This is a genomic window from Lysinibacillus sp. RS10, assembly GCF_041956855.1.
Taxonomy (GTDB): Bacteria; Bacillota; Bacilli; order Bacillales_A; family Planococcaceae; genus Lysinibacillus; species Lysinibacillus xylanilyticus_A.
The window spans coordinates 4,187,904-4,213,690 of the sequence record NZ_CP167122.1 but is presented as its reverse complement, the minus strand read 5'-3'; the positions used below and the strand labels follow the sequence as shown (position 1 = coordinate 4,213,690).

The following is a 25,787-nucleotide window of genomic DNA, read 5'->3' as shown; positions in this document are numbered from 1 at the left end:
CAGACCTCCCCGGGTAAGCGTATGCACTTTCACACCATCTATCCGCCTCATTTACTCGATATGACCTTCGACAGAAAGGACTTTGTGTTGTTGTGCACACTCATCCAATCATACCTAGCCTTATATGAGATTTGTGTTCCTCGGACCGGTGTTTTGCCTCCAGCTTCCTTCAGATTCCGCGTCGCCACGGACACCCTTGCTCTTGGCTAACCTCTACTTCTGTCTTCGAGGTTCGGGACTTGCACCCTATAGTTCATACGCATGCCGGGCGCACACATAAAAGCCCTCTCCACATAAAGTGGAAAGGGCTTTTATAGTTACTGTGCATCTTTGTCAACAGCGTTATCTTTATCGTTATCTGTATTGTTATTAGTTAGACTAGTAGATGTTTTATCTCTTTCAAGATGGTTATTAAGTGTTTCCGATATTTCATCGACCGATTCTTGGTTTAATTTATAGTAGTAAACACCAGTAGACATATCATCTGAACCTTCTAGTGTTAAAGAATCGATACGTGGCATTCCTTGTGTTAAATAAGATAGGAATGATTTCATTTCACTGAATGTCATGTTTGTCTTCATGTTATCGCCAAGCGCTTTAATGACATCATCGTATTTTGCAATAGATTCTACAGAAGAAGCTTTACTGATGATGGCCGTTAAGATCTCTTGTTGACGTTTACCGCGTTCAATATCACTGTCTTGCTTACGCGTTCTTGCAAGTGCTAGTGCTTCACTACCATTTAAATGCTGTAAACCAGGCTCTAAGTTAATTGCATTGCGATCGAATTCGTCTTTTTCGTGTAAAGCATACGGTACTTCAGCTTCGATTCCACCTAATGCATCAACAACGTCAATAAATGCGTTAAAGTTCATACGAACATAATAATCAATCGGAACTTCTAAAAATCCTTCTACCGTCTCAATTGTTGAAAGCGTACCACCATTTGCGTGTGCATGTGTAATTTTATCTTCATAGCCTAAATTAGGAATATAAACATATGAATCACGAGGGATACTTAGCATTTTAATCGTTTTTGTTTTATTGTTTAATGTTGCTAGAATTAGTGCATCGGAACGAGAGTTTTCGGAACCTTGCCCGCGATTTTCACTATCATCAACACCTACAAATAGGATGGAAACATTATCTTTTACTGGTTTTACTTTTTCTTCACGGAGTGAAGAAACTTCTCGACCCTCTAGTTCTTCATGTGCCGAGTTTACTGCATGTTCTGCTTGCTTCGTAATATAGACTGCGTAAGCCGTCACACATATTACTAAACTTGCAACAAGAAGAAGCGATACTTTTATAATTAGGGAAGATTTAGAAGACCTCTTCTTGCTTTTATAGTTAGTTCTATTTTTCATATTTGATATATTCTCCTCTGAATTTTGGGAATAATGATGGGATTAAACTAAACTTTATTCAAATACATTTAGATATAAACGATAAAATAGCTCAACATTAAAATTATACTATGGATATTTAGTTTTCGACAATTAAAACTATTTATTTCACAACAAATTCGATAAATTGCGCGTCTTCAAAAGAAATGGTTGACTGCCCATTTGTCATTTCCGTCACCCAATTTCGGAACTGTTCTTCTTCCTCTTTTAGCACGGATACAATGATTTCAACGCCTTCCAAGTAGCGAATTTCTTCTAATGTATACGAAGAACCTCGAATTTCATTTTCTACTTTACCAAGCCATGTGTAATCAATGGCAATGTTCATAAAATGATGAAGCTTACGTTCAACTACTTGTGCAGCAAGTAAGCCTTCTGTTGTCGCCTTCCCATATGCACGAATAAGACCGCCACCACCAAGTTTAATGCCACCAAAGTAGCGTGTGACGACAACGACCGTATCCTTTAAACCTTGTTTTTTTAAGACTTCTAACATAGGGACGCCGGCTGTGCCACTTGGTTCCCCGTCATCATTTGCTTTTTGAATATGATCATGCTCTCCAATAATATAGGCTGAGCAATTGTGTGTCGCGTTATGATGTATTTTCTTTATGCGGTCAATAAAAGAAATTGCATCCTCTTCTGTTTCGACACGTTCTATATAAGTAAGAAAGCGAGATTTTGAAATAACAATTTCGCTTTCACCGAATCCTTTTACTGTTAAATAGTTTTCTCTCATCAGTATCAATCTCCTTTTAGGTAGAGTTCTATTCTATAATTTTCATAAAGAAAAAGCATTAAATTTTAACTGGGTGATGCTATAATAGGTATAGACTATAGAATATATGAAATTGGTCTATTAAAATAGTAAGTAATCATAAGACATTAGACTGGGGAGTACATTATGTTTTCAACTGATACCTTCGATTTAAAGTCGCTTGATGACATATTTAATCGAATGATAGATACAATCATGAGCTCAAAAGATGATATCTTTACTATAAGTGAACAAAGCCGAAGAAATTTCGAAGATATGCGAAAAGAGCTAGAAATTGTTCGAGAACAAGTTTCAATTGTGATTGATGAAGGTGATTCTTTAGAAAAAAGTACCCAGCTTGCTAAGCAAAGACTTGTGCTAGTGAGTAAAGCTTTTAATAAATATACCGAAGAACAAGTTCGAGAAGCATATGAAACTGCACAGGATTTTCAAGTGAAGCTTTCCGTTATTAGAACTCAAGAAAAGCAGCTGCGCGATAAAAGAGATGATCTAGAGAGAAGATTAAGAGGATTACTCGATACGATTGAACGAGCAGATCATATTGTCAATCAAGTAAATGTCGTTTTGAATTACTTAACTTCAGATTTGAAAAATGTTGGTTTAGCACTTGAACAAGCAAAAATGAAACAAGACTTTGGTATACGTATTATCGCAGCGCAAGAAGAAGAGCGAAAACGTTTATCTAGGGAAATTCATGATGGGCCTGCTCAGATGCTGGCAAATGTACTAATGCGCACTGATTTAATAGATAGAACGTATCGTGAGAAGGGCATTGACAATGCTTTGGCTGAAATTGCTGATTTAAAGAAAACGGTGCGTAATGCATTAACAGAGGTGCGACGTATTATTTATGATCTAAGACCAATGGCACTTGATGATTTGGGAATTGTTCCGACATTAAAGAAGTACGTATCGACAGTGACTGAATATAATCCTGGTGTTGAAGTTCATTTCCAATCGAGAAGCACCGAAAAGCGTATACCATCAAACTATGAAGTGTCTATTTTCCGATTAGTGCAAGAATGTGTAACTAATGCCATGAAGCACGGAAAATGTAAGGAGATTTGGGTAAAATTTGAGTGGTTGAACAATGCCGTAAATATCGTTGTAAAGGATGATGGCATAGGTTTCAATCCACAGGTAGTTAGAGATCATTCCTTTGGGATTTTAGGAATGAAAGAACGTATCGATATTTTAAATGGTACAATCTCCATTACAAGTGAGATAAATCGAGGGACGACGGTATTATTTAAAATTCCGTTATAGATGAAGCAATTGTTGGAGAAATTTAGGGGGTAAAGATAAATGACGAAGATTATTATTGTAGACGATCACCAGCTATTCCGCGAAGGAGTAAAACGTATTTTAGATTTTGAGGATACGTTTGATGTAGTAGCAGAAGGTGATGATGGTGCGGATGTGGTGTCATTATATGCTGAAAATCAACCAGATGTTGTACTAATGGATATTAATATGCCGGGTAAAAATGGAGTAGAAGCTACGGCTGATTTAATTAGTGAATACCCAGATGCAAAGGTTATTATGTTATCAATTCATGATGATGAAACATATGTAACACACGCGCTAAAATCGGGATCACTTGGTTATATGCTAAAAGAGATGGATGCTGACGAAATTGTTGAAGCCATTAAAGTAGTCGCAAATGGTGGATCTTATCTACATCCAAAGGTAACTAAAAATTTAGTAGCGGAATTCCGTCGACTTTCTGAGCATGAAAATAAAGGTAATTTCCATCAAACAGAAATTCGTCGCCCATTCCATTTACTAACAAAACGTGAATGTGAAGTATTACAATTATTAACAGATGGTCAATCTAACCGTACAATTGGTGAGACGCTGTTTATTTCTGAAAAAACAGTTAAAAACCACGTTTCAAGCATTTTACAAAAAATGAATGTAAACGACCGCACGCAAGCTGTCGTTACAGCTATCAAAAACGGCTGGGTTGAAGTACGCTAATTGCATAACATTAAATTAAAAGCTGTTTTTAAAGGCTACTATATTATGTAGTAGTTTTTAAAGCAGTTTTTTTATGGTCGAACACCTGTAGCGGATCTTGTTAAAAGTGTAGCTATTTAACTTTAGAGATCACTCAATGTGCAACATTTTAAAATCGTGGGCGTCATATGAAAGATGTAGCACCCAAATGTTGAAAATTCACAACAAAATTCCTACAGTAGGATTTATATGCTACAATATGCGCGGGAGGTTTTTTGATGTTAAAGAAAAGTTTTCTAGCAGTTTTTACCTTATTAATGTTAACTGCCTGTGGTAATAAAGATGAAGAGATAAGTACGGAAGATCGTGCAAAAACGATTGAAGATGGAACTGTTGGTTTTGAAATGGTGGGCGATAATGTAGAAGAAGCTACGAATGTACCAGCAGAAGAAGAAAAAGCAATTTTAGCAGCTTTTGATGAATATATTGCAGCATTAAATGAAGAAGAAATCAATCGTTATATGCAAACAATAGCGAAGGATCCAAGAGGCTTTAAGTATGATGAAGAGAAGGTTTATGCAACTGAAGCCTTCGATCAATTTGATAGTAAACGTGAAGTAGCAAATGTGACCATTGCGAAATATAAGGACGAAGAAGCGGAGGTCTTTGCCAATATGACACTACATTCCCTGCAGCTTGAAACAAACATCGAACATGAAAGTGCAGGGCGTCAGGTAACTGTTTTTGTAAAAGAAGACGGGGCCTGGAAGGTAACGAGCGTCTATTATATTGGAGATGACTCTAAATCAAGCACTGGCAAATAAGAATAAGACAACCTCTGGAGGATTCAACGCAGTTTCGCAAAGAGGTTATCTTCATTCAGCAGATGAATGTGGATGTGGTCCCTTTTCGGAGTTTCCAAACACCTACTGAATGAAGATAATGCCTCCGGATGCAATTACGCCAAGGCGAAATTGATCATACATAGATAATGAATGTGAAATGGATGCTAGGATAAACTTATTGGACAATAAGTTCCTGGCAGACGTCTAGAATGCCGAAGAGTAAATCGTACTTACTCCTATTCAGACGAGATTACGCAATGTCGTAATTCATTTCACATTCATTTCTTTTTATTGTAAACTAAGTAGAATAGGAGAGTGGACATGAATGAGGACAGCAATCGTAACAGATAGTACTGCGTATATTCCGGCTGAGGAACGAGCACGCTTAAACATTCATATGATTCCGTTAAGTGTAAATATCTCGGGGCAATTATTTGCAGAAGAAGTAGATATCACGGCATCTGAATTTTATGATAAAGTACGTGGGGCAAAAGAATTCCCAAAAACAACGCAGCCCCCAATCGGAGAATTTGTCTCTCTCTTTGAAGAGTTGGCAAACGAGTATGATGAGGTAGTATCTATTCATTTATCAAGTGGAATCAGTGGAACATATCATGGTGCAGTTCAAGCAGGCGAAATGGTGGAAGGCATTGATATGTACGCTTTTGATACTGAAATATCCTGTGCGGTACAGGGTTTTTATGTTTTACGAGCAGCTGAAATGGCTGCACAAGGTTGTTCAGCAAAAGAAATACTTGCTACATTAGCGGACATGAAGCAGTATGCCCGAGCTTACTTCATTGTAGATGACTTAGCGCACTTACAACGTGGGGGACGTCTGTCTTCGGCAGCTGCATTAATTGGTGGCTTATTACAAGTAAAGCCTGTGCTTCATTTTGTGGACAAGGTCATTGTACCTTTTGAAAAAATTCGTACGCGTAAAAAAGCATTAAGGCGTGCGGAGGAGCTAATGGCTGAGGATGCTAAAAAGTATGAAGCAATGGACGCTGTTGTTATCCACGCCAATTGCCAAGCTGAAGCGGAAGAATGGCTAGCACAACTAGCGGCAACCTACCCAAACGTTAACTTTAAATTGAGCTATTTCGGTCCCGTGATCGGCACACATTTAGGTGAAGGTTCGATGGGGTTAGGCTGGATAAAAAAATAACCTTAAATGAGAAAGTCTCTACAAAAAAATGTAGAGGCTTTTTTGTTATTTTAGGAGGTATCCGGTTTCGCCAGAAGAAACGAAAGAATCGCTGATAAACGTGTGGATATCGCAGATAAAAGATCTAGAATCGCTGATAAAGTCCGAGAATCGCTGATAAATCTGTGAAAATCGCTGATAAAGTCCGAGAATCGCTGATAAACGTGTGGAAATCGCTGATAAAGTCCGAGAATCGCTGGTAAACCCGAGAACATCGCCGGTAAAAGTGCCAAAATCGCCGGTAAACTCGAGAATATCGCCGCTAAAGAACTGCTGAAAAAAATCACCTATCTGAAAGGAGCACAGCAATGAAATATAAAGGTTGGTTGTTGCCACTTGCATTACGAGATTTTCATGAAGGACGTATTTGGTTAAAGGAGTATTCCCTGTTTTCAAAGGAAGATATCGAGAAAGCGATCCATCATAACTACTTCCTTATAATAGAAGGAATCCAAAAAGTGCCACATCTAAAATGCAACCGTTGCCATAATATTGATGTGCAGCAATTTACAACGTTTGAATGTTCGAAGTGCCAGCAACAATGTATCTATTGTAGACATTGTTTGAATATGGGCAGAGTGAGTAGCTGTACGCAATTGATGATCTGGACTGGCCCATCTGCAATTAGAACAAAAAAACATCCACTCAAATGGGCAGGACAATTTACCGTGCTGCAACAGCAGGCAGCAAATGAATTGCTAGAAAGTGTGAAGGTAAAACGTTCCCACTTGTTACATGCTGTATGTGGGGCGGGTAAAACAGAGTTGCTTTTCCCAACTGTTCATTATGCTTTAGAGCAGGGTTTACGAGTGTGTATTGCTACGCCTCGTACAGATGTAATATTAGAGTTATTTCCACGCTTTCAAAAGGTCTTCCCACAAACGACCATCCATGCTTTATATGGTGGATCACCGAAGCAGGAGGGCTATGCGCAGCTAGTGTTAGCTACAACTCATCAGCTCTATCGCTTTGAACGAGCGTTTGATGTCATGATTGTTGATGAGGCGGATGCATTTCCGTATACATTTGACGAAACGTTACAAAGAGCTGTACAAAAAGCAAAAACGGAAAACGCACCAATATTGTTTGTCACGGCAACACCTTCACAAAAATTACTTACTGAGTATCAAAATAAAAGTTATTCATTCATCCCGAAACGTTACCATAATCGTTCATTACCAGTCCCTCGATTTGATGCCCTATGGAGCTATGAAAAGAGCTTGAAACGAGGGAAAATCCCGCGAAAGCTAAAACAATGGACGGAGGATCGTCTTGCACATAAAGAACCATTTCTATTATTTTTCCCGAAAGTAGAGTTAATGAAAATAGCTACGCCTCTTTTTCAGTTATTAGATGCAAGCATTTTGGCAGTCCATGCCGAAGATCCTGATCGTAAAGAAAAAGTGCTTAAACTACGCCATGAAGAAGTTCCGGGTTTACTCACAACGACCATTTTAGAACGAGGTATTACGATAAAGAATGTACAGGTTGCCGTTATTGGGGCGGAATCGACTATTTTTACTTCCAGTGCACTTATACAAATTGCTGGGCGAGTTGGTCGAAATGCTGATTTTGCAGATGGAGACGTTGTATTTTTTCATCATGGCATTACAACTGAAATGGATGATGCGCGTACGAAAATTCTTTATTACAATAAGAAAGGATTTTTGCAATGAATAAAATTGAAACACTGTGCTTATTATGTTCACAGCCTTTGCAACCAGTAATTTCTTGGAGAATGCTTTTGACAAACCACTTTCAACCAACCATTTGTGATAAGTGCTCAGCTCGATTTGAACATTCGCTAACAGCAACAGCACTCTTCCAATACAACGAAGCGATGAAGGATTATTTGCATCAATATAAATTTCTTCAGGATGTAGCACTCGCAAAAGTATTTCGGCAAGAGCTATATGCACGGTTCAAAAATGAAAAAGCTACTATTATACCGATTCCTATGCATCCCATTAAACAAAAGGAACGTACTTTCTCACATATGGAGGAGCTATTAAAGGCTGCCAATATTCCTTTTATACAACTTTTAGAAAAGACGACAACAGAAACGCAAAGCTCCAAAAATAGAGTGGAGCGAGTACAAACAGCTCCTCTTTTTCGTCTGATGGTTGGTGCACATGTAGAGCATAAACAATATCTTCTTTTTGACGATATAAAAACTACAGGAACTACGCTGCGGCATGCCAGCGAGATTTTATTACATGCAGGTGCCCGAAATGTTCAAAGCTTCACATTAATTAATGGATGAAAATGCTAATGCGTCATGTATAATAGATACGAATATACATGATTCGTATTTTACTGTTATTATGCGAGAGGAGGAAGAGTAATGGCAGAGGTTCGCAATTGTCCGAAATGTAATGAGTTTTTTAATTATACTGGGGTTAGAGAAGTATGTCATAAATGCGCTCAATCTGAAGAAGACTTATATCAAATCGTTTATCGCTTTTTACGTAAACGTGAAAACCGTGCTGCGACAGTAGAACGTATTGTTGAAGCAACAGGAGCTGAAGAGGCGCTATTGTATAAATGGGTTCGCAAGGGTCGTTTACAGACGGCGATGTTTCCTAATCTTGGCTACCCGTGTGACAACTGTGGTCATCTAACGACAACAGGCAAACTGTGTACAAAATGCCAAGATGAATTGAAGGCGGATTTACGTACATTTGAAGCGGCGAAGGAGTTCCGTGAAAATGTAGTACAACATGATCGTGCAACATATCACTCAGAACGAAAACGCTAAACGCTTAAAGTGTGTTAATTTTAAACAAAATTAGCACATTTTTTTATGTTTGAAAACTTAACATTGTGTGAGACAATCCGAAATAATAGTAAGATAGCGTATTAGATAGGAGGGGAAAAAATGAAAATTACATCTTATGGGGTTAATGCAGTAAACGCCTATAAAAATCAGGTGCGCAATGTAAAATCAGGCACAAACAAGGCATCTTTCGCCGATAAAATCGAAATTTCAAAGGCTGCACAGGAGATGCAAGGAGTTTCAACATATAGCGCCGAGCGTGCAGAACGCGTACAACAATTAAAAGAAGGAATTGCTTCTGGTGAATATAAAGTCAACGCTCGGAAAGTTGCAGAAGATATGCTGAAATATTATCGTTTCTAAGGGATATCAGAAAGGGTGCTTAGCAATATGTCTGTAGAAGCGATCTGTTCTACACTAACAACGCTAGAAAGAATGCATAAAAGCTTACTTGAACTAGCCATGAAAAAAACGGAAATCATTACAGTTGGCAATATTGAAGCACTGAACCAATTGCTCAAGGATGAGCAGGCACATGTAGCGGCCATCGACAAGCTAGAGCAACAGCGTCAGAAACAGGTAACGGAATACCTTGGAGCAAAAGGATTTGCTTCAACTGACAAAACGACTGTCGCTAATGTCATCGAGGCTGCTGAACAACAAACTGATAAAGACACACTATCAGCAGTTCGCAATCGATTATTGCTAATCATCAATGACCTAAAAAAACAAAATGATTTAAACCAAAAACTAGTGTACCAATCATTACAAATTGTCAATTTAACATTAGATAATCTACGACCTCAACCTGAACAAATCAATTACTCAGGCAGTGAGGTACGCGGCACAAATTCAATGGCTAAAAAATCATATTTCGATTCGCAAGCATAGTTTCTTGCACGGACGCAAGAAACTATGCTTGAACTTATAAACGGTACTAAAAGGGAGGAAAAACAATGCGCTCAACATTTATGGGCTTAGAAACTAGTAAACGTGGTTTGTTTACACAACAAACAGCTTTATATACTACTGGACATAATATTTCCAATGCAAATACATTAGGTTACTCTCGCCAACGAGTAAATCTGCAAGCGACTCCTGGCTTTCCAACTGCAGGCTTAAATCAGCCTATCTATCCAGGCCATCTTGGTACTGGGGTTGAAGCGGGGTCAATTCAACGTATTCGCGATGAATTTATCGATCGTCAATATCGTCAAGAAACGAATAAGTTGGGTTATTGGGATTCAACAGCAAAATCGATTGCGCAAATGGAAGATATTATGTCAGAGCCTTCAGAGTTTGGTATTAATCAATCATTCACAGATTTTTGGAAGTCGATGGAGGACGTTATTGATAATCCGAAAGACGCCGCTGCACGTCAAGTATTAATTGCTAAAGGAAAGTCAATTGCGGAGTCCTTTAATTATATGGATAGACAGCAAAAACTTATCCAAGGTAATATCGGGAATGAAATTAAAGTATCGACAGATAAAGTGAATTCGATTCTCAAACAAATTGCAGCTATTAATAAACAAATTCAAGAAGTTGAGCCGAGTGGTTATGTGCCGAATGATTTATATGATGCGCGTGATTTGTTAGTAGATGAGTTAAATGAAAATATCCCTGTATCGATTTCAATGCAAAAATCAGGTGGGTTAGCAAAAGATGTAGCGGAAGGTTCTATGACGATTACATATGTACCAGCTGATGGCAGCGCACCTATTAAATTAGTGGATGGTAGAGAATATGCTGCACTTGCAACGATGGACACAAACAATCAGCGCGTCGACGGTGAGGTAGATGAGCAAGCGACAGGGGGCTATTTTGAATTTAAGGAAATTAAAATATCTGCTGTTGGCGAGCCACCAGCAGATCCAGCATCTGGACCTCATAAAATTGATTACAGTCAAATGGACCCTGGTAAAGGAACATTGCGTGCATTAATTGATGCATATGGACATAGCGGTGGACAAGGTACTTATCCTGAAATGGTTGCCAACTTAGATAAACTAGCAAATGAGTTTATTACAGAATTTAACAAAATTCATCGTGCAGGTGTTGGTTTAGATAATAGTACAGGTATTGACTTTTTCTCTGGAACAACTGCACGTGATTTTAAGGTAGAGATTACCGATCCGAAGCAGGTAGCTGTATCTGATACGGCGGGGGAGGAAGGTAATAACCAAAACATGCGTAAGTTAGCAGAGCTTCAAAAACAGGCACAAGCAAACTTAAAGCAAGGTACATTCCAAAGCTATTATAAATCATTAGTAGGGGATTTAGCAGTAAAGGGACAGGAAGCAGAGCGTAGTGCTTTCAACTCTAAAACATTGCACTTACAAATTTCTAATAACCGTGATTCAATGAGCTCGGTTTCGTTAGATGAAGAGATGACTAATATGATTACATTCCAGCAAGCATACAATGCCAATGCACGTATGATTACAGTGGTAGATGAAACTTTAGATAAAATCATCAATGGTATGGGAAGAGTAGGGCTATAATAGTCACTTGACTGAGAGGAGATAAATTATGCGCGTCACACAATCAATGCTATCAAGTAATATGCTACGCAATTTAAATACAAGTTACAACAAAATGTCTAAATATCAAAATATGTTGGACTCTGGTAAAAAAATTACGAGACCATCTGAAGATCCAGTTGTAGCGGTCAAGGGAATGGGCTATCGTATAGATCTTGATAAAAACGAACAATACCAACGTAATATTCGTGAAGCACATACATGGCTAGATACAACAGACGAAGCACTTGATCAGGCAGGCTCTGCATTAAAACGTGTAAAAGAACTTATTGTACAAGCGGCAAACGATACAAATACTACTGACGATCGTCAAAAAATAAATTCAGAAATGCAACAACTTAAGGAACAATTGCGTGATATTGCCAATACAAGAGTTGGTGAAAACTATATCTTTTCAGGTACGCATACAAACCAACCGCTTTATACGGATAAAACAGGACCACAAAACCCAGCAATTACTACTGGAGGACAGAAGGCGATTGAAATCAACGTATTTGATGGCATCCCAATGAATATTAATACTCCAGGTGGTGATTTATTTAAGGATATCGATGATTTTATGGGGCAAGTTACAACACTTTTACAAAGCGGTGCTACAGGTACGGAGATTGGAAATACACTTGGTTTAACAAGTGGTGGTGGCACAATACCTGGTTTAGATGCTGTTTATGAAAGTACATTGACCGTAAGAGCAGATGTCGGAGCTCGTCAAAATCGTGTAGAGATGATGGAGAATCGACTAGACCTTCAAGAAGTCAATGTAACAAAGCAACTGTCTGTCAATGAAGATACAGACTATGCTAAGACAATTACAGACATGATTACACAAGAATCAATTCACCAAGCCTCACTATCTGTAGGAGCAAAAATTATTCAGCAAACCCTAGTAGATTTTATCCGATAAAATCTACTAGGGTTCTGCCCCGAAAGCGAAGCGGCAGGGGCAAACGCGAAGCGAAAAGTTCTGCCCCGAAAGCGAAGCGGCAGGGGCAATACCAAAGGCGTTTGGACAATATGTTCAGACGCTTTTCTTGAAAGGAGAGATGTAGATGAGACTCCCACAAATTCAAATTCGTACAACAGATGCTCAAATAGATCTTAATATATCAAAGCCACAACAATATATTAAACAACCTAATGCAACACAGCATATTGAGCAGCCAGCCGCAATTTTGGAAATTAATACAACAAGAGGCGTTTTAAAAATCGATTCTTCACAGGCAAGACGTGATTTAGGTTTAATCGGTCCTATTGAATCAAGTGCAAACTACGCAGAAAAAGGTAAACAAGAGGCTCTGAAAGGAATGGCACGAAGAGCTAGAGAGGGACATCAAATGATGGAGAACGCTGGTAAAGATCAGGGACGTGCGACAATCCAAAACATCGCGAAACAAAACCATGGTCCACACCGTGTACAATTCAATGTGAAATTTGTCCCATCTATAGGATCGGTTAAAATCGACTATACGCCTGGGACAACGGACGTCAATATCGAACGGAGAGATCCAATAATTGACGCAAAAGTGAACAAACCAATTCATGAATACAAACCAGGAAAAGTAACTGGTACAATGGTACAAAGACCAGATGTCGACATCGATGTCAACACTTAAAGGAGCGCAAGGAATAGATGAAAATTACAACAAAATTTTTAGGTGAAGTCGAAATTGTTGAAAAAGACATACTTACGTTTGAACAAGGACTACTTGGATTAGAAAGTCATAAAAGATTCGTACTACTCCCTATCTCTGAAGAACATCCATTGGCATTGTTACAATCAGTTGAACAAGTTGAAATAGGCTTTGTAGTTGCTTATCCATTCTCCTTTAAAAAAGACTATAGTTTTGATTTAAGTGAAGAGGATCTAGAACAACTACAAATTGAAAATGAAGAAGATGTAATAACGTACGCCATTGTCACAATGAAGGAAACACTTCAGGACTCTACTATTAATTTACTTGCACCTTTAGTTATTAACATGGATGAAAAATGTGGTAAACAAATTGTTCTTCAGGATAATAAATCCTATCCATTACGCTACCCAATGCAATCGTTGGAAGGAAGTGTGAAATAATGCTAGTTTTATCACGTAAGAAAGATGAATCTATTATGATTGGCGACCAAATCGAAATTAAAATATTAGCAGTAGAAGGTGAACAAATTAAGTTAGGTATAGTCGCACCTAAAACAGTCAAAGTACATCGTTCGGAAGTTTTTGAAGCTATTCAAGCACAGAATAGAGAAGCGTTATCAGCATCATCAAGCTTTTTAGAACAACTGAAGAAAAAATAAAGACCAAATAATTTGGTCGTTTATTTTATAAGAAATATAAAATCGGAATCTATTACATAAAAAATAAAAAAAGTTTAAAAAAACTATTAAACATTTCCAACTAATTACGATATATAGATTGTAAGGTGCAGGAAGTACATACTACCTAATCCGAAATTCCACACGGATGTGGAATGACAAAAACAAACATTCAAGGAGGAATTCCAAATGAGAATTCAACACAACATTTCAGCTTTAAACACACACCGTAACCTAGCTTTCAACAACACTCAATCTTCTAAAAACCTTGAGAAATTATCTTCTGGTTACAAAATCAACCGTGCTGGCGATGACGCTGCTGGTTTAGCAATCTCTGAGAAAATGCGCGCTCAAATCAAAGGTCTTGATATGGCGACTAAAAACTCTCAAGATTCTATCTCTTTAATCCAAACTGCTGAGGGTGCTCTTAACGAAACTCACGCAATCCTACAACGTATGCGTGAATTAGCAGTTCAATCTCGTAACGATACGAACGAAAATACTGATCGTAAATTCTTACAAGACGAAGTTGCACAATTAAAATCGGAAATCGACCGTATTGCTAATACTACTGAGTTCAATGAAAAGAAATTATTAAATGGTGACCTTCAAGGTGCAGCATCAGCAACAAAAAATGGTTCTTTAACATTCCAAATTGGTGCTAACAAAGGTCAAACAATGCAATTAGGTATTGGTACTATGACAGTTTCAGCATTAGATTCAAATTTATCTAAAGCATCGATTGGTGCGGGTACTGCTGCAAGTAGCGCTATCTCAGTAATCGACAATGCAATCAAAAAAGTATCTACACAACGTTCTGCATTAGGTGCTGTTCAAAACCGTTTAGAACATACTATCAACAACTTAGGTGCTGCATCTGAAAACTTAACAGCTGCTGAATCACGTATCCGTGATACTGACATGGCTGCTGAGATGATGGCGTTCACTAAGAACAACATCCTTACTCAAGCTGCACAATCTATGCTAGCTCAAGCTAACCAACAACCTCAAGGCGTTCTTCAATTATTACAATAATTGATTGAAAATCTTTAATGTGAAACCTACTCTCTAACTTAGAGAGTAGGTTTTTCTTTATATTTCAATTTGAAGACCGATAAAAGACTTAGAGGTGAATAAATTGGAATCAAAATATTATATAGAATATTTAAATACCAAAAACGGTGAGAAAACAGTTAAAATTAATGATTATTTTTTACATAGCAAATATAACCCGTCTAAAGAAGCGAGTGATTTCGCAGATAAAAATTTTAAACCTGAAAGGTTACAGCTAATATATGGGTATGGTGCTGGTCATTTTGTAAAAGCTATACAGAAAAAGGCAAAAAACGGTGAGAAAATCATTGTTATTGAACCAATACTTAGTATAGTTGATGAGCTAAAAGATTTAATAGTTATTTCAGCATCTTCAGAAGCAGCAATAAGAGAGAAGTTAGATGAAAATATTACGCTAACTGATAATATCAATGTAATAATATCTCCTAATTACGATAAAATAGATAATTATATTTATTCCCAAGTTCTGAATGCTATAAATAAGAAGATGCATTCAGATTTCGTAGCAGAATCAACACATAGGTTTTTCAATAAACAATGGCCTGAAAACTATTTGTTGAATCTTCAGTATATATTAAAAGATCAGTCTATTTTAAAATTAAAAGAAAAGTATAGTGCACCTGTTGTTATTGCTTCTGGGGGACCCTCCTTAACGAAACAGTTAGATAACTTGAAATTATATCGAAATAATATAATTCTTATTGCTGCTGGTTCAACGGTTAATACATTACTACATAATAACATACAGCCTGACTACGTTATAACTGTAGATGGTAGCGAGGCAAATTTTAATCATTTTAAAGATATAAAAAATATCAATAGTAAGATAATATATACTTTGTACAATCATCATTTAATCCGTCCGGTGTTTAGTAATGAGGGCTATTACTTTACAGCAAACTCTACGATGGATAGACATTTACAAAAGTTTATTGAAGAACCAGTGCCCTTTTTATCAGGAGGAACATCCGTAGCAAATTATGCATACTCTTTAGCTACATATATAACTACAGGACCTATATCTATTATTGGTCAAGATTTAGCTTTTACTAATAATAAGACGCATGCTGATTATAATAAAAATTCAAGACAGTTAGAAGAAATTAGCGAGAGTGAAAAAATTTTCATTCAAATCGATGGATATTATGGAGAAAAAGTTTTAAGTGATTATGTATTTATGACCATGAAAGAATCATTTGAAAAACTATATAAAACTCTAGGGGAAAATAGAATAGTTTTTAATTGTACAGAAGGCGGGGCATTGATTAAAGGTATGAAAAACATGCCATTTGTAGAATTTTTAAATAAATATGCTGAAAATTCGATAACAACTGATAGAGTAGATAATCCGAATGTGTCTTTTGCTCAAAATCTAAAAAAAATGCTTCCAGAATTAGAAAAGGAAAAAGAGAATTATGTACAACTAAAAAAGCTATTTAAAAAATCGCTAGATTTACTTAAATCAAATAACTCTAAAACTACCTTTTCAAATGATATTTTAAGAAAATTAGATAAAAATGATGAAAAAATACAGAAATTTAGTGAACGAACGGTACTCGAAATATCATTTCAAACAATTAATATAAATGTATTAAAGTACTTCAAACCAACAAAAAATGAATCATCGATAGATGCATATACGCGTATTTATAAGCAAAATAAAATGTTATATTCTGAAATGTTAGAAGCAACAAAAGAAACTGAGATACATTTAGAAAAATTAATCGGATTGTTAAAAAAAGGAGAGAATATAAATGAATGAACTAATTAATGAAACAGTAATTAGCTATAATAGATATTTAAATCAAATTATTGATGGTTGTAATAGTATTGTAAATAAAATTAAAACAGATAATTTTACAGAGGCACTTCAAATGATTTTGCAATTTAGTGAAGGTGTTGAATGGTTAGCAGAGGTAAATGAAAAACTGGCTCATTTTGGATATCAAAATCAAATGAGTATGGAAAAAAATCATGAATTTTTAGAACAGATCAACAGCGGACTTGAAATACAAGACTTTATTTTAATTGCTGATATTTTTGAATATGAGATTAAACCCTTTTTCGAAAACTGTAAGCCGTATGAAGTACCATCAAATAATTAAAATTTTTATGTAAAGGTTGTTTATAATATGACAAAAAAAATTCTAGTAACGGGTGCTGACGGTTTTATTGGCTCTCATTTAACGGAAGAATTAGTACGTCAAGGATATAATGTACGTGCTTTTGTTTACTACAATTCATTTAATTCATGGGGCTGGTTAGATCAGTCATCATCGGAAATTAAATCATCATTGGATGTGTTTGCGGGGGATATCCGTGATCCATATGGTGTTAAAGAAGCTATGAAGGGTTGTACGCATGTCCTTAATTTGGCAGCTTTAATTGCAATTCCGTATTCCTATCATTCTCCCGCAACTTATGTAGATACAAATGTGACAGGGACATTAAATGTTGTACAAGCAGCGAAAGAGTTAGGCGTAGAAAAGGTGGTACACACTTCTACAAGTGAAGTATATGGGACAGCATTATATGTACCGATCGATGAAGAGCATCCATTACAAGGGCAATCACCTTATTCTGCATCAAAAATAGGTGCTGATCAAATGGCTTTGTCATTTTATCGCTCATTTGATACACCTGTATCTATTATTCGTCCGTTTAATACATATGGACCACGACAATCTGCTCGCGCGGTTATACCGACGATTATAAGTCAGCTGGCAAGTGGCAAAACGAACATTAAGCTAGGAGCTATAAGCCCTACACGTGATTTTAACTATGTAAAAGATACAGTTAACGGTTTTATATCTGTAATGGAATCTACTAATTCAATTGGTGAAGTCATTAATATTGGTTCAAATTATGAGGTTTCAATTGGTGAAACTGCACAAATGATTGCAGATATTATGGGTGTAGATTTAACTATCGAAACAGATGAACAACGTTTTCGTCCTGAAAAAAGTGAAGTCGAACGCCTTTGGGCAGAGAATAAAAAGGCGAAGGAACTAATTGGGTGGGAGCCACAATATGGTGGCAAAGAAGGCTTCCGTCGAGGTCTCGAAGAAACAATAGAATGGTTTACAAATCCTAAGAACTTATCTCAATATAAGGCAGATGTTTATAATATATGAATACTCAATGGTTGGAATTTGCAGATAATGTAAAGCAGTTTTATGGAAAAGAGTTTGTGCCTTTACATGAGCCCACATTCAATGATAAAGAAGTTGAATATGTGACGGATTGTGTAAAAACAGGTTGGGTTTCCTCAGTGGGAGCTTATGTTAATCGTTTTGAGGAAGACTTAGCTAAATTTGTCGGTGTTAAGCGTGCAGTTGCTGTTGTAAATGGTACAGCCGCACTGCATATTGCACTAAAGGTTGCCGGCGTAAAGGCGGAAGACGAAGTTTTAATGCCTTCACTTACTTTTATTGCAACAGCCAATGCTGTGTCATATTTAGGTGCCGTTCCACACTTTATAGATGTTTCCTTTAATACATTAGGTGTTGATGCAGATAAATTAAAAATCTACTTAGAGCAAATTGGAAAACTACAAAACAATCAGCTTTATAATAGAGAAACAGGAAGACGTATTTCAGCACTTGTACCGATGCATACATTTGGTCATGCAGTTGATGTAGAAGGTTTACTTCAAGTATGTGAAATGTATAATTTGACTCTTGTTGAAGATGCAGCAGAGTCATTAGGCTCATACTATAACGGAAAACATACAGGAAGCTTTGGAAAAGTAAGTGCAATCAGCTTTAATGGCAATAAAATTATGACAACTGGCGGTGGGGGTGCAATTGTAACAAATGATGATGCATTAGCTGACTATGCAAAACATTTAACAACGACTGCTAAAGTTCCACATCGTTGGGAATATGAGCACGATGAAATCGGATTTAATTACCGTATGCCGAATTTAAATGCTGCACTAGGCTGTGCGCAGTTAGAAAAAATGCCCATGTTTATACAACAAAAGCGCGAGTTAACAAAGCAGTATGAGCAATGGTTCGTTAATTTAGATGGTGTTCATTTATTTAAAGAGCCTGCAAATACTAGAAGTAATTATTGGCTACAAACAATTCTACTTGACGAGCAATTTAATCGTGATGAGGTGTTGGGCTTTTTAAATGAGCAAGGTGTAATGAGTCGCCCAATTTGGACGCCGATGCACAACTTACCAATATATCAAAACTGTCCAAAATCAGATTTAAGTGTGACAGAACAGTTAAATAAATGTGTTGTCAATATTCCTAGCACACCAATAAGTGAGGGATAACGATGAAACGTAAAATTTGTATTGTGACTGGTACTAGAGCAGAGTACGGTTTATTATCAAATCTTGCCAAGCAACTTCAAAAAGATAAAGAATTTGATTTACAAATGGTTGTAACAGGAATGCATTTATCTCCAGAGTTTGGAAGTACATATAAAGAAATTGAAAATGATGGTTTTTTGATTGATGAAAAAATAGAAATTCTTTTATCTGCGGATTCTCCCGCTGGCATCGTGAAATCGATAGGACTTGCCACAATTAGTTTTGCAGATGCACTTAACCGTTTACAACCAGATTTAATTATCATTTTAGGTGATCGTTTTGAAATGTTAGCAGTTGCTCAAACAGCGCTTATTATGCAAATACCTATTGCACATATACATGGGGGTGAATGTACTTTTGGTGCGTATGATGATGCTATTCGTCATTCCATTACAAAAATGGCTACCTGGCATTTTACAAGTACAGAATCCCATCGTAAACGTGTTATTCAATTAGGCGAATCTCCAGAACGTGTCTATAATGTAGGTGCTCTCGGAATAGAAAATATTGCGAATTTGAACCTCCTGACGCGACATGAGCTATTTCAAAAACTACAGCTTGATGAGCAACGACCTATGTTTTTAATAACATATCATCCTGAGACGAATGGTCATATAAATGGGATATACGAATTGTTAAAGGCATTGGAAAATTATCCTGATATTAATTTAGTGTTTACTAAATCGAATGCTGATAATGGAGGAAGGATGATTAATGAATCTATTCAACAATTCATATTAAATCATAGTAATGCTAAAATATTTGATTCACTGGGTCAGTTAAAGTATTTAAGTGCAGTGAAGAATGCTGATGTTGTTATTGGAAATTCTTCGAGTGGGTTAATTGAAGTTCCTTATTTAGAGACACCTACTGTTAATTGTGGAAACCGTCAGGAAGGGCGTGAGCATCCCAATTCAGTATTTAATACAAATATGGATACTGAAAATATACGTAATACTATTGAAAAAGCAAGGGAATTTAGCAATAAGTATGAACATATATTTGGTGATGGAATAGTATCTGAAAAAATTATTACAGTATTACGCAGTTTACCTTCATTTTCTATTCAAAAGGGGTTTTATGATTTATGAAGAATAAAACATATATCATCGCTGAAGCAGGTGTCAATCATAATGGTTCATTGAAAATGGCAAAAGAGCTTGTAATGGTTGCAAAAGAAGCAGGGGCAGACGCGGTAAAATTTCAAACATTTAAAGCAGAAAATTTAGTTACAAAGCAGGCACAGCAAGCAGCATATCAAGTTGAAAATTTAAAAGAAGCAACATCTCAATTTGCAATGTTAAAAAAGCTAGAATTAACTTACGAGGAATTTATTGAATTGCAGTCATTTTGTCAAACAGAGAAAATAGAATTTCTATCGACACCTTTTGACTTTGAAAGTGTCGATTTTTTACTAGATGAAATTGAGATTGCAACGGCTAAAATTCCTTCAGGAGAATTAACGAATGCACCATTTATTCATTATATTGCAACGAAACAAAAACCAATTATCTTATCCACTGGAATGGCAACTGTCGAAGAGATTCATGAGGCATTAGCATTTATATCCTATGGTTTAGTGAAATCTAAGGAACCTGTTACGATTGAGCGAGTATATAATTTTTATGCTACTGAAGAAGCGAAAGCGGCGTTAAAAAAATATGTAACACTTTTACATTGTACGACACAATATCCAGCGCCAATGGATTCCATTAATTTAAAAGCAATGCTTGAAATGAAAAAAGTCTTCCAATTACCTATTGGATTATCAGATCATTCTGAAGGAATCCATATCCCGCTTGCAGTAGTAGGTATGGGTGCAACAGTAATAGAAAAGCATTTTACATTAGATAAAACGTTAGAAGGACCAGATCATGTGGCCTCATTAAATCCAGATGAACTTAAGTCAATGATAATAGGAATTAGAGAAGTAGAACAGGCATTAGGAGATGGCATAAAAAGTCCAACACCTATAGAACTACAAAATCGTATTCCTGCACGGAAAAGCTTAGTTGCTAAAAATTCGATACAAGCAGGTGAAGTATTCTCTGTTAGCAATTTGACTGTAAAAAGACCTGGAGATGGTATTCAACCTTCTAAATATTGGTCTTTCATCGGTGAAATTGCTTCAAAATCATATGAAGAGGATGAGCTAATAGATGAATAAACCCATTATTATTATTGGGAATGGCGGACATGCCTCGGTATTAACAGAAATTTTACTTGCACAGAAGCAAACGATTATCGGATTTACTGCACCGACTATAGAAGAGAATGATTTTGATTTAACTTACTTAGGATCTGATGAAGTAATAGAAGATCATAATCCATCTGACATTGAACTAGTACTTGCTATAGGGGCTGTTAAGCCGTCACCATTACGAGAAAAAATATTTAATGCGTTTACGCAAAGAAAGTATCATTTTAAATCTGTAATCCATCCTTCAGCCATTATTGCCCCTTCCGTTCAATTAGGACGAGGAGTTCAAATAATGGCTGGTACTATTATTCAAACGAATACAACAATTGCCGATAATAGTATTATAAACACTGGTGCGCTAATTGATCATGATTGTCAAATAGGTTCCCATATACATATTGCGCCAGGCACTAAAATATCTGGCAGTGTTAATATACAAAAAGGAACACATGTCGGAACAGGTGCAACAATTATCCAGGGCATTCATATAGGATCAAATTGTTTAATTGGTGCAGGAGCAGTAGTGGTTAGTAATATTGCAAATGGCATAAAAGCAGTTGGCGTACCAGCAAAGGAAGTGTAATTCTATGAAGCAATGGCAAAAAACATTAGTTACCCCAAATCAAACATTATTAGATACAATGAAAATTATAGATGATTCGTCTTTACAATTTGCTGTTGTAGTAGATGAGGAACAACGTTTACTCGGAACAGTAACCGATGGGGATATTCGTCGCGGTATTTTGCGTGGTGAGGGACTCGAAGTACCAATTAACACTATTATGAATCCCGATCCGATAAGTGCGAAAATCGGACAAAAAGCTCATAAATATAAACAATTAATGAAAGCTAAAATGCTAAGGCATCTACCTATTGTTGATGAATCAAGTAGAATTATAGATATTTTATTTGCGGATAGTATGGAAGCTCCGTTAAATAAAAATACTGTTGTTTTAATGCTTGGGGGCTTGGGGACTAGACTACGACCCCTTACAAATGACATACCAAAGCCAATGCTGAAAATAGGAAACAAGCCAATTTTAGAAACAATAATTGAAGGTTTTAAACAATATGGCTATTCACATTTTATTTTCTCTGTAAACTTTAAAAAAGAAGTTATTCAGGACTATTTCAATAATGGGGAATCGTTAGATGTAACGATTGATTATATTGAAGAAGACAAACGAATGGGAACGGCAGGGGCGCTTTCTTTACTGGAAAATCGACCAAAAAAGCCATTTTTTGTGATGAATGGAGACTTGCTAACACAGGTGAATTTTGAACAGCTTATGCAGTTTCATATTGAGCATCAGTCAGTTGCTACGATGTGTGTGAGAGAATATGAATATCAAATTCCGTATGGTGTGATTGAAACTATCGGTACTGATTTAGTAAAAATAAAGGAAAAACCCATTCATCGTAGCTTTGTCAATGCTGGTATTTATGTATTAAATCCTGAGGTGCTAGACTATATTCCAAACGATGAATTTTATGATATGCCGACTCTTTTTGAACAGTTAATTGAGAAAAATAAAAAAACATCTGTTTTTCCAATTCGGGAATATTGGTTAGATATTGGACAGATAGATGATTTTAATAGGGCAAATAATGAATTCAAGGAGTTCTCAAATGCAACCTAAAATTTTAGCAATTATTTCTGCACGCGGGGGATCTAAAGGTGTACCTCGTAAAAATATAAAAGAACTAGCTGGAAAACCATTAATTGCGTGGACGATTGAAGCAGCATATAAATCGAAATATATTACTCGAACAATTTTATCCTCGGAAGATCGGGAAATAATAGAAGTAGCAAAAAAGTATGGGTGTGAAGTCCCTTTTGTAAGACCAAGGGAACTTGCACAAGATGATACGCCGGGAATAGATCCAGTTCTTCATGCGATTGAACAGTGTCCTGGATATGATTATGTAGTATTATTGCAGCCAACTTCACCATTACGAACTGTTGCAGATATAGACAGCTGTATTGAATATATTATAGAACAACGAGCAAAATTATGTGTTTCAGTAACAGAGCCAGAGAAATCACCATATTGGATGTATACCTTAGAGGATAAAACTATAAAACCTTTAATAGAACAAAAGCAGCTAACTACAAGAAGGCAGGATTTACCGAGTGTGTATGCTCTAAATGGAGCTGTTTATGTGGGTGAAACTAGTTGGTTACAAAAGACAAAATCATTTATTACTGATGAAACGATTGGATATGTTATGGAAAAAAGTCATTCCTATGATATAGATACTGAAGATGATTTTTCATTTTGTGAGTGGAAAATACGTGGAAATAAAAATCACTATTAATATTCTTTACCTTTATTGAACATAGAGAAATATTTTATTTTGGTATGAGATTAAAAAAATCATATTTGAATCAATTTCTTAAATCGTATTTTCTAAGAGCTTAGATTGCTCCTATTAAGATCTGACAAACTAGCAGATGTCATGAGGTGTCCAACGATATATTGACTCTTTGTGGTCACCGCGAGATGCCCTTTAAAGCCAAACCAAAACGTATTTTTGCTTTTGATGCACCAATTCGGTTCGACGGGCACTTCTTGCCACAGTGTCTCCAGTGGTGTATCGAGTGGGTCCTTGATTTCTTCCTGTTCCGTGAGCCAAGCGTCTCGTTCTACTTTTGATTTGCGTCGGCGTTTTTTTGGTGGTGCAGGCTCTTTTTTCTCCGTAGGTTTCGCTGCATCGCATGATTCGAAATGTGTGGCATCTATAGCGAGATGCATTTACCTCATTCAGTATGGTTTAGTTTGGTTGCTACCATTATATCGAATTTTGGGAGGTGCTCTTTTTTTATTGTTTTTAAACCCTTAATACTAAAGGGTTTAAATTTATGAAATTAATTCAAGTAACTAAATTAGGATACTTACATTAATATCTCAAATTTCAGGGAATTGGAGTGGGTAAATTGTATGGAAAAAGTAGTATTAATAAAAGGGCAATCAAATTATAATGTATTACGTTATTGGATGGATGCTTTAGCGAAGGGACTTGAGAAGAAGGGGATAGAAACAATTGTTTTAGATGGGAAATATTCAGTTAATGATCAAGTGATTGCATTATTAGGCTTAGATGTAGATGCTGTAATTTCATTTAACGGTTTGTTTTTAGAAAATAAAGAGATTATAGAGAAAGTTATTAAAGCTCCTTATATTTATTTACTTATCGATCATCCGATTGATCATTTAGGTCGCCTTGAAAATTTACGACCACAAGATATTTTGACGGTGATGGATCGAAATGATGTAAATAATTTAGAGAATTTTGGTCTGAATATATCCAATACATATATGTTACCTCATGCTGCAATTGAATTGTCAGTGGAACGAGTGGAGAAAACTATTGGTATTTTAGTGAGTGGATCTTATTCAGATATGACAACGTATACAAAGTACATTGAGAGCCAGTCACCTGCTATTTTTGCAATTTGTAAAGAAGTTATAGATAATTGTCTTGAAGATTCAAGAAAATACTACATAGATGAATTTTTACAAGCTTTCGCGAAACGAGGGGTATCAATAGATTTACGTCTAAATGAGAATCCGGATATCATAAAGTTAGTACGTGATATTGGTAGATATATATATTCTGTGAACCGTTTAAGTGTTGTAACAGCACTTGCGGATGCGGGCTTGCCAATTAGTATTTACGGTAAGGGATGGGAGGATTCACCTCTTATGAATTATCCCAATGTGATTATTCATAAGTCAGTGAATTATTGGCAAACTCAAGAATTGATGCGACAGGCAAAGGTTGTTATGAGTTTTCAAGCATTACTTCGTGATGGTACTCATGAGAGAGTTTTTGCGGGGATGGCGGCACGCTCTGTGGTAGTGACAAATGAAACACCTTATTTGAGAGAGCAATTTACAGAAAATGAAGAATTATTGTTCTATAACTTTAATGATTTGAGCGCAATGGTGGAGGCTGTTCAGGCAATATTAAAAGATGATGAGAAACGTGAAAAAATGTCTGAGGCAGCGTGGCAGGCTATTAAAGGTGCACATACTTTTGAAGAACGAGCACAGTCGATTATTGATATTTTTAATGATGTAAAAGTGCACTAATTAGGGGTAATATGGTTTATTTATGTGTTAACGGTATAATAAATAGATAAAGCTAAAAGGCAAAAATGATCTTAGTGAAATATGTATATTTATTATGAGTTTTAGTAATGTTATGGTCATCAGCCAATAATTCTACTGGTACTTCTACACCATTGTTTTGGGCTTTAATAACAAAATATTTTAAGATGAATTTTCGTTTTTTAGAATACGGAAATTCGTCTTTTTTTAATTTTATTAGTTAATTTATAACTTCTAGTAGACTTAATCA

27 protein-coding genes are annotated in these 25,787 nt (G+C 36.2%); 25 read left to right on the top strand and 2 right to left on the bottom strand.

Annotated features, from left to right (window positions below; genetic code table 11):
• Window positions 1-317: 317 nt before the first annotated feature.
• Together ACB089_RS21340 and ACB089_RS21335 are read right to left on the bottom strand one after the other, a co-directional pair.
• A complete protein-coding gene (locus tag ACB089_RS21340; protein ID WP_374963823.1) occupies window positions 318-1,367 on the bottom strand; it encodes an LCP family protein in 1,050 nt (349 codons plus the stop codon).
• A 142-nt stretch (window positions 1,368-1,509) separates the two neighbouring features.
• Window positions 1,510-2,145, bottom strand: coding sequence for a YigZ family protein (locus ACB089_RS21335; protein ID WP_374963822.1), 636 nt, complete (start codon window positions 2,143-2,145; stop codon window positions 1,510-1,512).
• A 165-nt stretch (window positions 2,146-2,310) separates the two neighbouring features.
• Between ACB089_RS21335 and ACB089_RS21330 the strand changes: the two genes are divergently transcribed.
• The 25 genes from ACB089_RS21330 (at window position 2,311) to ACB089_RS21210 (ending at window position 25,519) form a co-directional block, all read left to right on the top strand.
• Window positions 2,311-3,450: a sensor histidine kinase gene (locus ACB089_RS21330; RefSeq protein WP_374963821.1), complete on the top strand. Its 1,140-nt coding sequence runs from the start codon at window positions 2,311-2,313 to the stop codon at window positions 3,448-3,450.
• Window positions 3,451-3,489: 39 nt separating this feature from the next.
• Window positions 3,490-4,164: a response regulator transcription factor gene (locus ACB089_RS21325; protein ID WP_068986512.1), complete on the top strand. Its 675-nt coding sequence runs from the start codon at window positions 3,490-3,492 to the stop codon at window positions 4,162-4,164.
• A 257-nt stretch (window positions 4,165-4,421) separates the two neighbouring features.
• Window positions 4,422-4,967, top strand: a complete 546-nt coding sequence (locus ACB089_RS21320; protein WP_374963820.1) for a nuclear transport factor 2 family protein — start codon at window positions 4,422-4,424, stop codon at window positions 4,965-4,967.
• Window positions 4,968-5,313: 346 nt separating this feature from the next.
• Window positions 5,314-6,156 (top strand): DegV family protein, encoded by an 843-nt coding sequence (locus ACB089_RS21315; protein WP_374963819.1) that lies wholly within the window; start codon window positions 5,314-5,316, stop codon window positions 6,154-6,156.
• 347 nt (window positions 6,157-6,503) lie between these two features.
• Window positions 6,504-7,871 (top strand): DEAD/DEAH box helicase, encoded by a 1,368-nt coding sequence (locus ACB089_RS21310; protein WP_374963818.1) that lies wholly within the window; start codon window positions 6,504-6,506, stop codon window positions 7,869-7,871.
• Complete coding sequence (locus ACB089_RS21305; protein ID WP_374963817.1) at window positions 7,868-8,458, top strand: ComF family protein; 591 nt, start codon at window positions 7,868-7,870, stop codon at window positions 8,456-8,458. Before ACB089_RS21310 ends, ACB089_RS21305 begins: the two co-directional genes overlap by 4 nt.
• Window positions 8,459-8,539: 81 nt before the next feature.
• On the top strand, window positions 8,540-8,953 hold the full coding sequence (locus ACB089_RS21300) for a TIGR03826 family flagellar region protein (RefSeq protein ID WP_374963816.1): 414 nt from the start codon (window positions 8,540-8,542) through the stop codon (window positions 8,951-8,953).
• 120 nt (window positions 8,954-9,073) lie between these two features.
• Window positions 9,074-9,334 (top strand): flagellar biosynthesis anti-sigma factor FlgM, encoded by a 261-nt coding sequence (flgM, locus tag ACB089_RS21295; protein ID WP_368636263.1) that lies wholly within the window; start codon window positions 9,074-9,076, stop codon window positions 9,332-9,334.
• A gap of 27 nt (window positions 9,335-9,361) precedes the next feature.
• A complete protein-coding gene (locus ACB089_RS21290; RefSeq protein ID WP_374963815.1) occupies window positions 9,362-9,862 on the top strand; it encodes a flagellar protein FlgN in 501 nt (166 codons plus the stop codon).
• Window positions 9,863-9,927: 65 nt separating this feature from the next.
• A complete protein-coding gene (gene flgK, locus ACB089_RS21285) occupies window positions 9,928-11,475 on the top strand; it encodes a flagellar hook-associated protein FlgK (RefSeq protein ID WP_374963814.1) in 1,548 nt (515 codons plus the stop codon).
• A 28-nt stretch (window positions 11,476-11,503) separates the two neighbouring features.
• On the top strand, window positions 11,504-12,418 hold the full coding sequence (gene flgL / locus ACB089_RS21280; protein ID WP_374963813.1) for a flagellar hook-associated protein FlgL: 915 nt from the start codon (window positions 11,504-11,506) through the stop codon (window positions 12,416-12,418).
• Window positions 12,419-12,563: 145 nt separating this feature from the next.
• Window positions 12,564-13,127: a DUF6470 family protein gene (locus ACB089_RS21275; protein WP_374963812.1), complete on the top strand. Its 564-nt coding sequence runs from the start codon at window positions 12,564-12,566 to the stop codon at window positions 13,125-13,127.
• Window positions 13,128-13,144: 17 nt separating this feature from the next.
• Complete coding sequence (gene fliW / locus ACB089_RS21270; RefSeq protein WP_374963811.1) at window positions 13,145-13,588, top strand: flagellar assembly protein FliW; 444 nt, start codon at window positions 13,145-13,147, stop codon at window positions 13,586-13,588.
• Window positions 13,588-13,806 carry a carbon storage regulator CsrA gene (gene csrA, locus ACB089_RS21265; RefSeq protein WP_223552949.1) on the top strand — a complete coding sequence of 73 codons (219 nt, stop codon included), beginning with the start codon at window positions 13,588-13,590 and terminating at the stop codon, window positions 13,804-13,806. The genes fliW and csrA overlap by 1 nt, the downstream gene beginning before the upstream one ends.
• Window positions 13,807-14,013: 207 nt before the next feature.
• Complete coding sequence (gene hag, locus ACB089_RS21260) at window positions 14,014-14,859, top strand: flagellin Hag (RefSeq protein ID WP_374963810.1); 846 nt, start codon at window positions 14,014-14,016, stop codon at window positions 14,857-14,859.
• 103 nt (window positions 14,860-14,962) lie between these two features.
• Window positions 14,963-16,660 (top strand): motility associated factor glycosyltransferase family protein, encoded by a 1,698-nt coding sequence (locus ACB089_RS21255; RefSeq protein ID WP_374963809.1) that lies wholly within the window; start codon window positions 14,963-14,965, stop codon window positions 16,658-16,660.
• Window positions 16,653-17,003, top strand: a complete 351-nt coding sequence (locus tag ACB089_RS21250; RefSeq protein ID WP_374963808.1) for a hypothetical protein — start codon at window positions 16,653-16,655, stop codon at window positions 17,001-17,003. Before ACB089_RS21255 ends, ACB089_RS21250 begins: the two co-directional genes overlap by 8 nt.
• Window positions 17,004-17,030: 27 nt before the next feature.
• Complete coding sequence (locus ACB089_RS21245; protein WP_374963807.1) at window positions 17,031-18,032, top strand: NAD-dependent 4,6-dehydratase LegB; 1,002 nt, start codon at window positions 17,031-17,033, stop codon at window positions 18,030-18,032.
• On the top strand, window positions 18,029-19,183 hold the full coding sequence (locus tag ACB089_RS21240) for a LegC family aminotransferase (protein ID WP_374963806.1): 1,155 nt from the start codon (window positions 18,029-18,031) through the stop codon (window positions 19,181-19,183). Before ACB089_RS21245 ends, ACB089_RS21240 begins: the two co-directional genes overlap by 4 nt.
• 2 nt (window positions 19,184-19,185) lie before the next feature.
• Entirely contained in the window at window positions 19,186-20,313 is a 1,128-nt protein-coding gene (gene neuC, locus ACB089_RS21235) for a UDP-N-acetylglucosamine 2-epimerase (protein ID WP_374963805.1), read from the top strand.
• Entirely contained in the window at window positions 20,310-21,389 is a 1,080-nt protein-coding gene (gene neuB / locus ACB089_RS21230; protein WP_374963804.1) for an N-acetylneuraminate synthase, read from the top strand. The genes neuC and neuB overlap by 4 nt, the downstream gene beginning before the upstream one ends.
• Entirely contained in the window at window positions 21,382-22,005 is a 624-nt protein-coding gene (locus ACB089_RS21225; RefSeq protein WP_374963803.1) for an acetyltransferase, read from the top strand. Before neuB ends, ACB089_RS21225 begins: the two co-directional genes overlap by 8 nt.
• 4 nt (window positions 22,006-22,009) lie before the next feature.
• Window positions 22,010-23,062 carry a nucleotidyltransferase family protein gene (locus ACB089_RS21220; protein WP_374963802.1) on the top strand — a complete coding sequence of 351 codons (1,053 nt, stop codon included), beginning with the start codon at window positions 22,010-22,012 and terminating at the stop codon, window positions 23,060-23,062.
• A complete protein-coding gene (locus tag ACB089_RS21215) occupies window positions 23,052-23,741 on the top strand; it encodes a cytidylyltransferase domain-containing protein (RefSeq protein WP_374963801.1) in 690 nt (229 codons plus the stop codon). Before ACB089_RS21220 ends, ACB089_RS21215 begins: the two co-directional genes overlap by 11 nt.
• Window positions 23,742-24,364: 623 nt before the next feature.
• A complete protein-coding gene (locus ACB089_RS21210) occupies window positions 24,365-25,519 on the top strand; it encodes a glycosyltransferase (protein WP_374963800.1) in 1,155 nt (384 codons plus the stop codon).
• Window positions 25,520-25,787: the final 268 nt, after the last annotated feature.

Excerpts from the sequence above, each read along its gene's own strand:
- ACB089_RS21340 (WP_374963823.1), bottom strand. The coding sequence starts at position 1,367 with ATGAAAAATAGAACTAACTATAAAAGCAAGAAGAGGTCTTCTAAATCT.
- ACB089_RS21335 (WP_374963822.1), bottom strand. The coding sequence starts at position 2,145 with ATGAGAGAAAACTATTTAACAGTAAAAGGATTCGGTGAAAGCGAAATT.
- ACB089_RS21330 (WP_374963821.1), top strand. The coding sequence starts at position 2,311 with ATGTTTTCAACTGATACCTTCGATTTAAAGTCGCTTGATGACATATTT.
- ACB089_RS21325 (WP_068986512.1), top strand. The coding sequence starts at position 3,490 with ATGACGAAGATTATTATTGTAGACGATCACCAGCTATTCCGCGAAGGA.
- ACB089_RS21320 (WP_374963820.1), top strand. The coding sequence starts at position 4,422 with ATGTTAAAGAAAAGTTTTCTAGCAGTTTTTACCTTATTAATGTTAACT.
- ACB089_RS21315 (WP_374963819.1), top strand. The coding sequence starts at position 5,314 with ATGAGGACAGCAATCGTAACAGATAGTACTGCGTATATTCCGGCTGAG.
- ACB089_RS21310 (WP_374963818.1), top strand. The coding sequence starts at position 6,504 with ATGAAATATAAAGGTTGGTTGTTGCCACTTGCATTACGAGATTTTCAT.
- ACB089_RS21305 (WP_374963817.1), top strand. The coding sequence starts at position 7,868 with ATGAATAAAATTGAAACACTGTGCTTATTATGTTCACAGCCTTTGCAA.
- ACB089_RS21300 (WP_374963816.1), top strand. The coding sequence starts at position 8,540 with ATGGCAGAGGTTCGCAATTGTCCGAAATGTAATGAGTTTTTTAATTAT.
- flgM (WP_368636263.1), top strand. The coding sequence starts at position 9,074 with ATGAAAATTACATCTTATGGGGTTAATGCAGTAAACGCCTATAAAAAT.
- ACB089_RS21290 (WP_374963815.1), top strand. The coding sequence starts at position 9,362 with ATGTCTGTAGAAGCGATCTGTTCTACACTAACAACGCTAGAAAGAATG.
- flgK (WP_374963814.1), top strand. The coding sequence starts at position 9,928 with ATGCGCTCAACATTTATGGGCTTAGAAACTAGTAAACGTGGTTTGTTT.
- flgL (WP_374963813.1), top strand. The coding sequence starts at position 11,504 with ATGCGCGTCACACAATCAATGCTATCAAGTAATATGCTACGCAATTTA.
- ACB089_RS21275 (WP_374963812.1), top strand. The coding sequence starts at position 12,564 with ATGAGACTCCCACAAATTCAAATTCGTACAACAGATGCTCAAATAGAT.
- fliW (WP_374963811.1), top strand. The coding sequence starts at position 13,145 with ATGAAAATTACAACAAAATTTTTAGGTGAAGTCGAAATTGTTGAAAAA.
- csrA (WP_223552949.1), top strand. The coding sequence starts at position 13,588 with ATGCTAGTTTTATCACGTAAGAAAGATGAATCTATTATGATTGGCGAC.
- hag (WP_374963810.1), top strand. The coding sequence starts at position 14,014 with ATGAGAATTCAACACAACATTTCAGCTTTAAACACACACCGTAACCTA.
- ACB089_RS21250 (WP_374963808.1), top strand. The coding sequence starts at position 16,653 with ATGAATGAACTAATTAATGAAACAGTAATTAGCTATAATAGATATTTA.
- ACB089_RS21245 (WP_374963807.1), top strand. The coding sequence starts at position 17,031 with ATGACAAAAAAAATTCTAGTAACGGGTGCTGACGGTTTTATTGGCTCT.
- ACB089_RS21240 (WP_374963806.1), top strand. The coding sequence starts at position 18,029 with ATGAATACTCAATGGTTGGAATTTGCAGATAATGTAAAGCAGTTTTAT.
- neuC (WP_374963805.1), top strand. The coding sequence starts at position 19,186 with ATGAAACGTAAAATTTGTATTGTGACTGGTACTAGAGCAGAGTACGGT.
- neuB (WP_374963804.1), top strand. The coding sequence starts at position 20,310 with ATGAAGAATAAAACATATATCATCGCTGAAGCAGGTGTCAATCATAAT.
- ACB089_RS21225 (WP_374963803.1), top strand. The coding sequence starts at position 21,382 with ATGAATAAACCCATTATTATTATTGGGAATGGCGGACATGCCTCGGTA.
- ACB089_RS21220 (WP_374963802.1), top strand. The coding sequence starts at position 22,010 with ATGAAGCAATGGCAAAAAACATTAGTTACCCCAAATCAAACATTATTA.
- ACB089_RS21215 (WP_374963801.1), top strand. The coding sequence starts at position 23,052 with ATGCAACCTAAAATTTTAGCAATTATTTCTGCACGCGGGGGATCTAAA.
- ACB089_RS21210 (WP_374963800.1), top strand. The coding sequence starts at position 24,365 with ATGGAAAAAGTAGTATTAATAAAAGGGCAATCAAATTATAATGTATTA.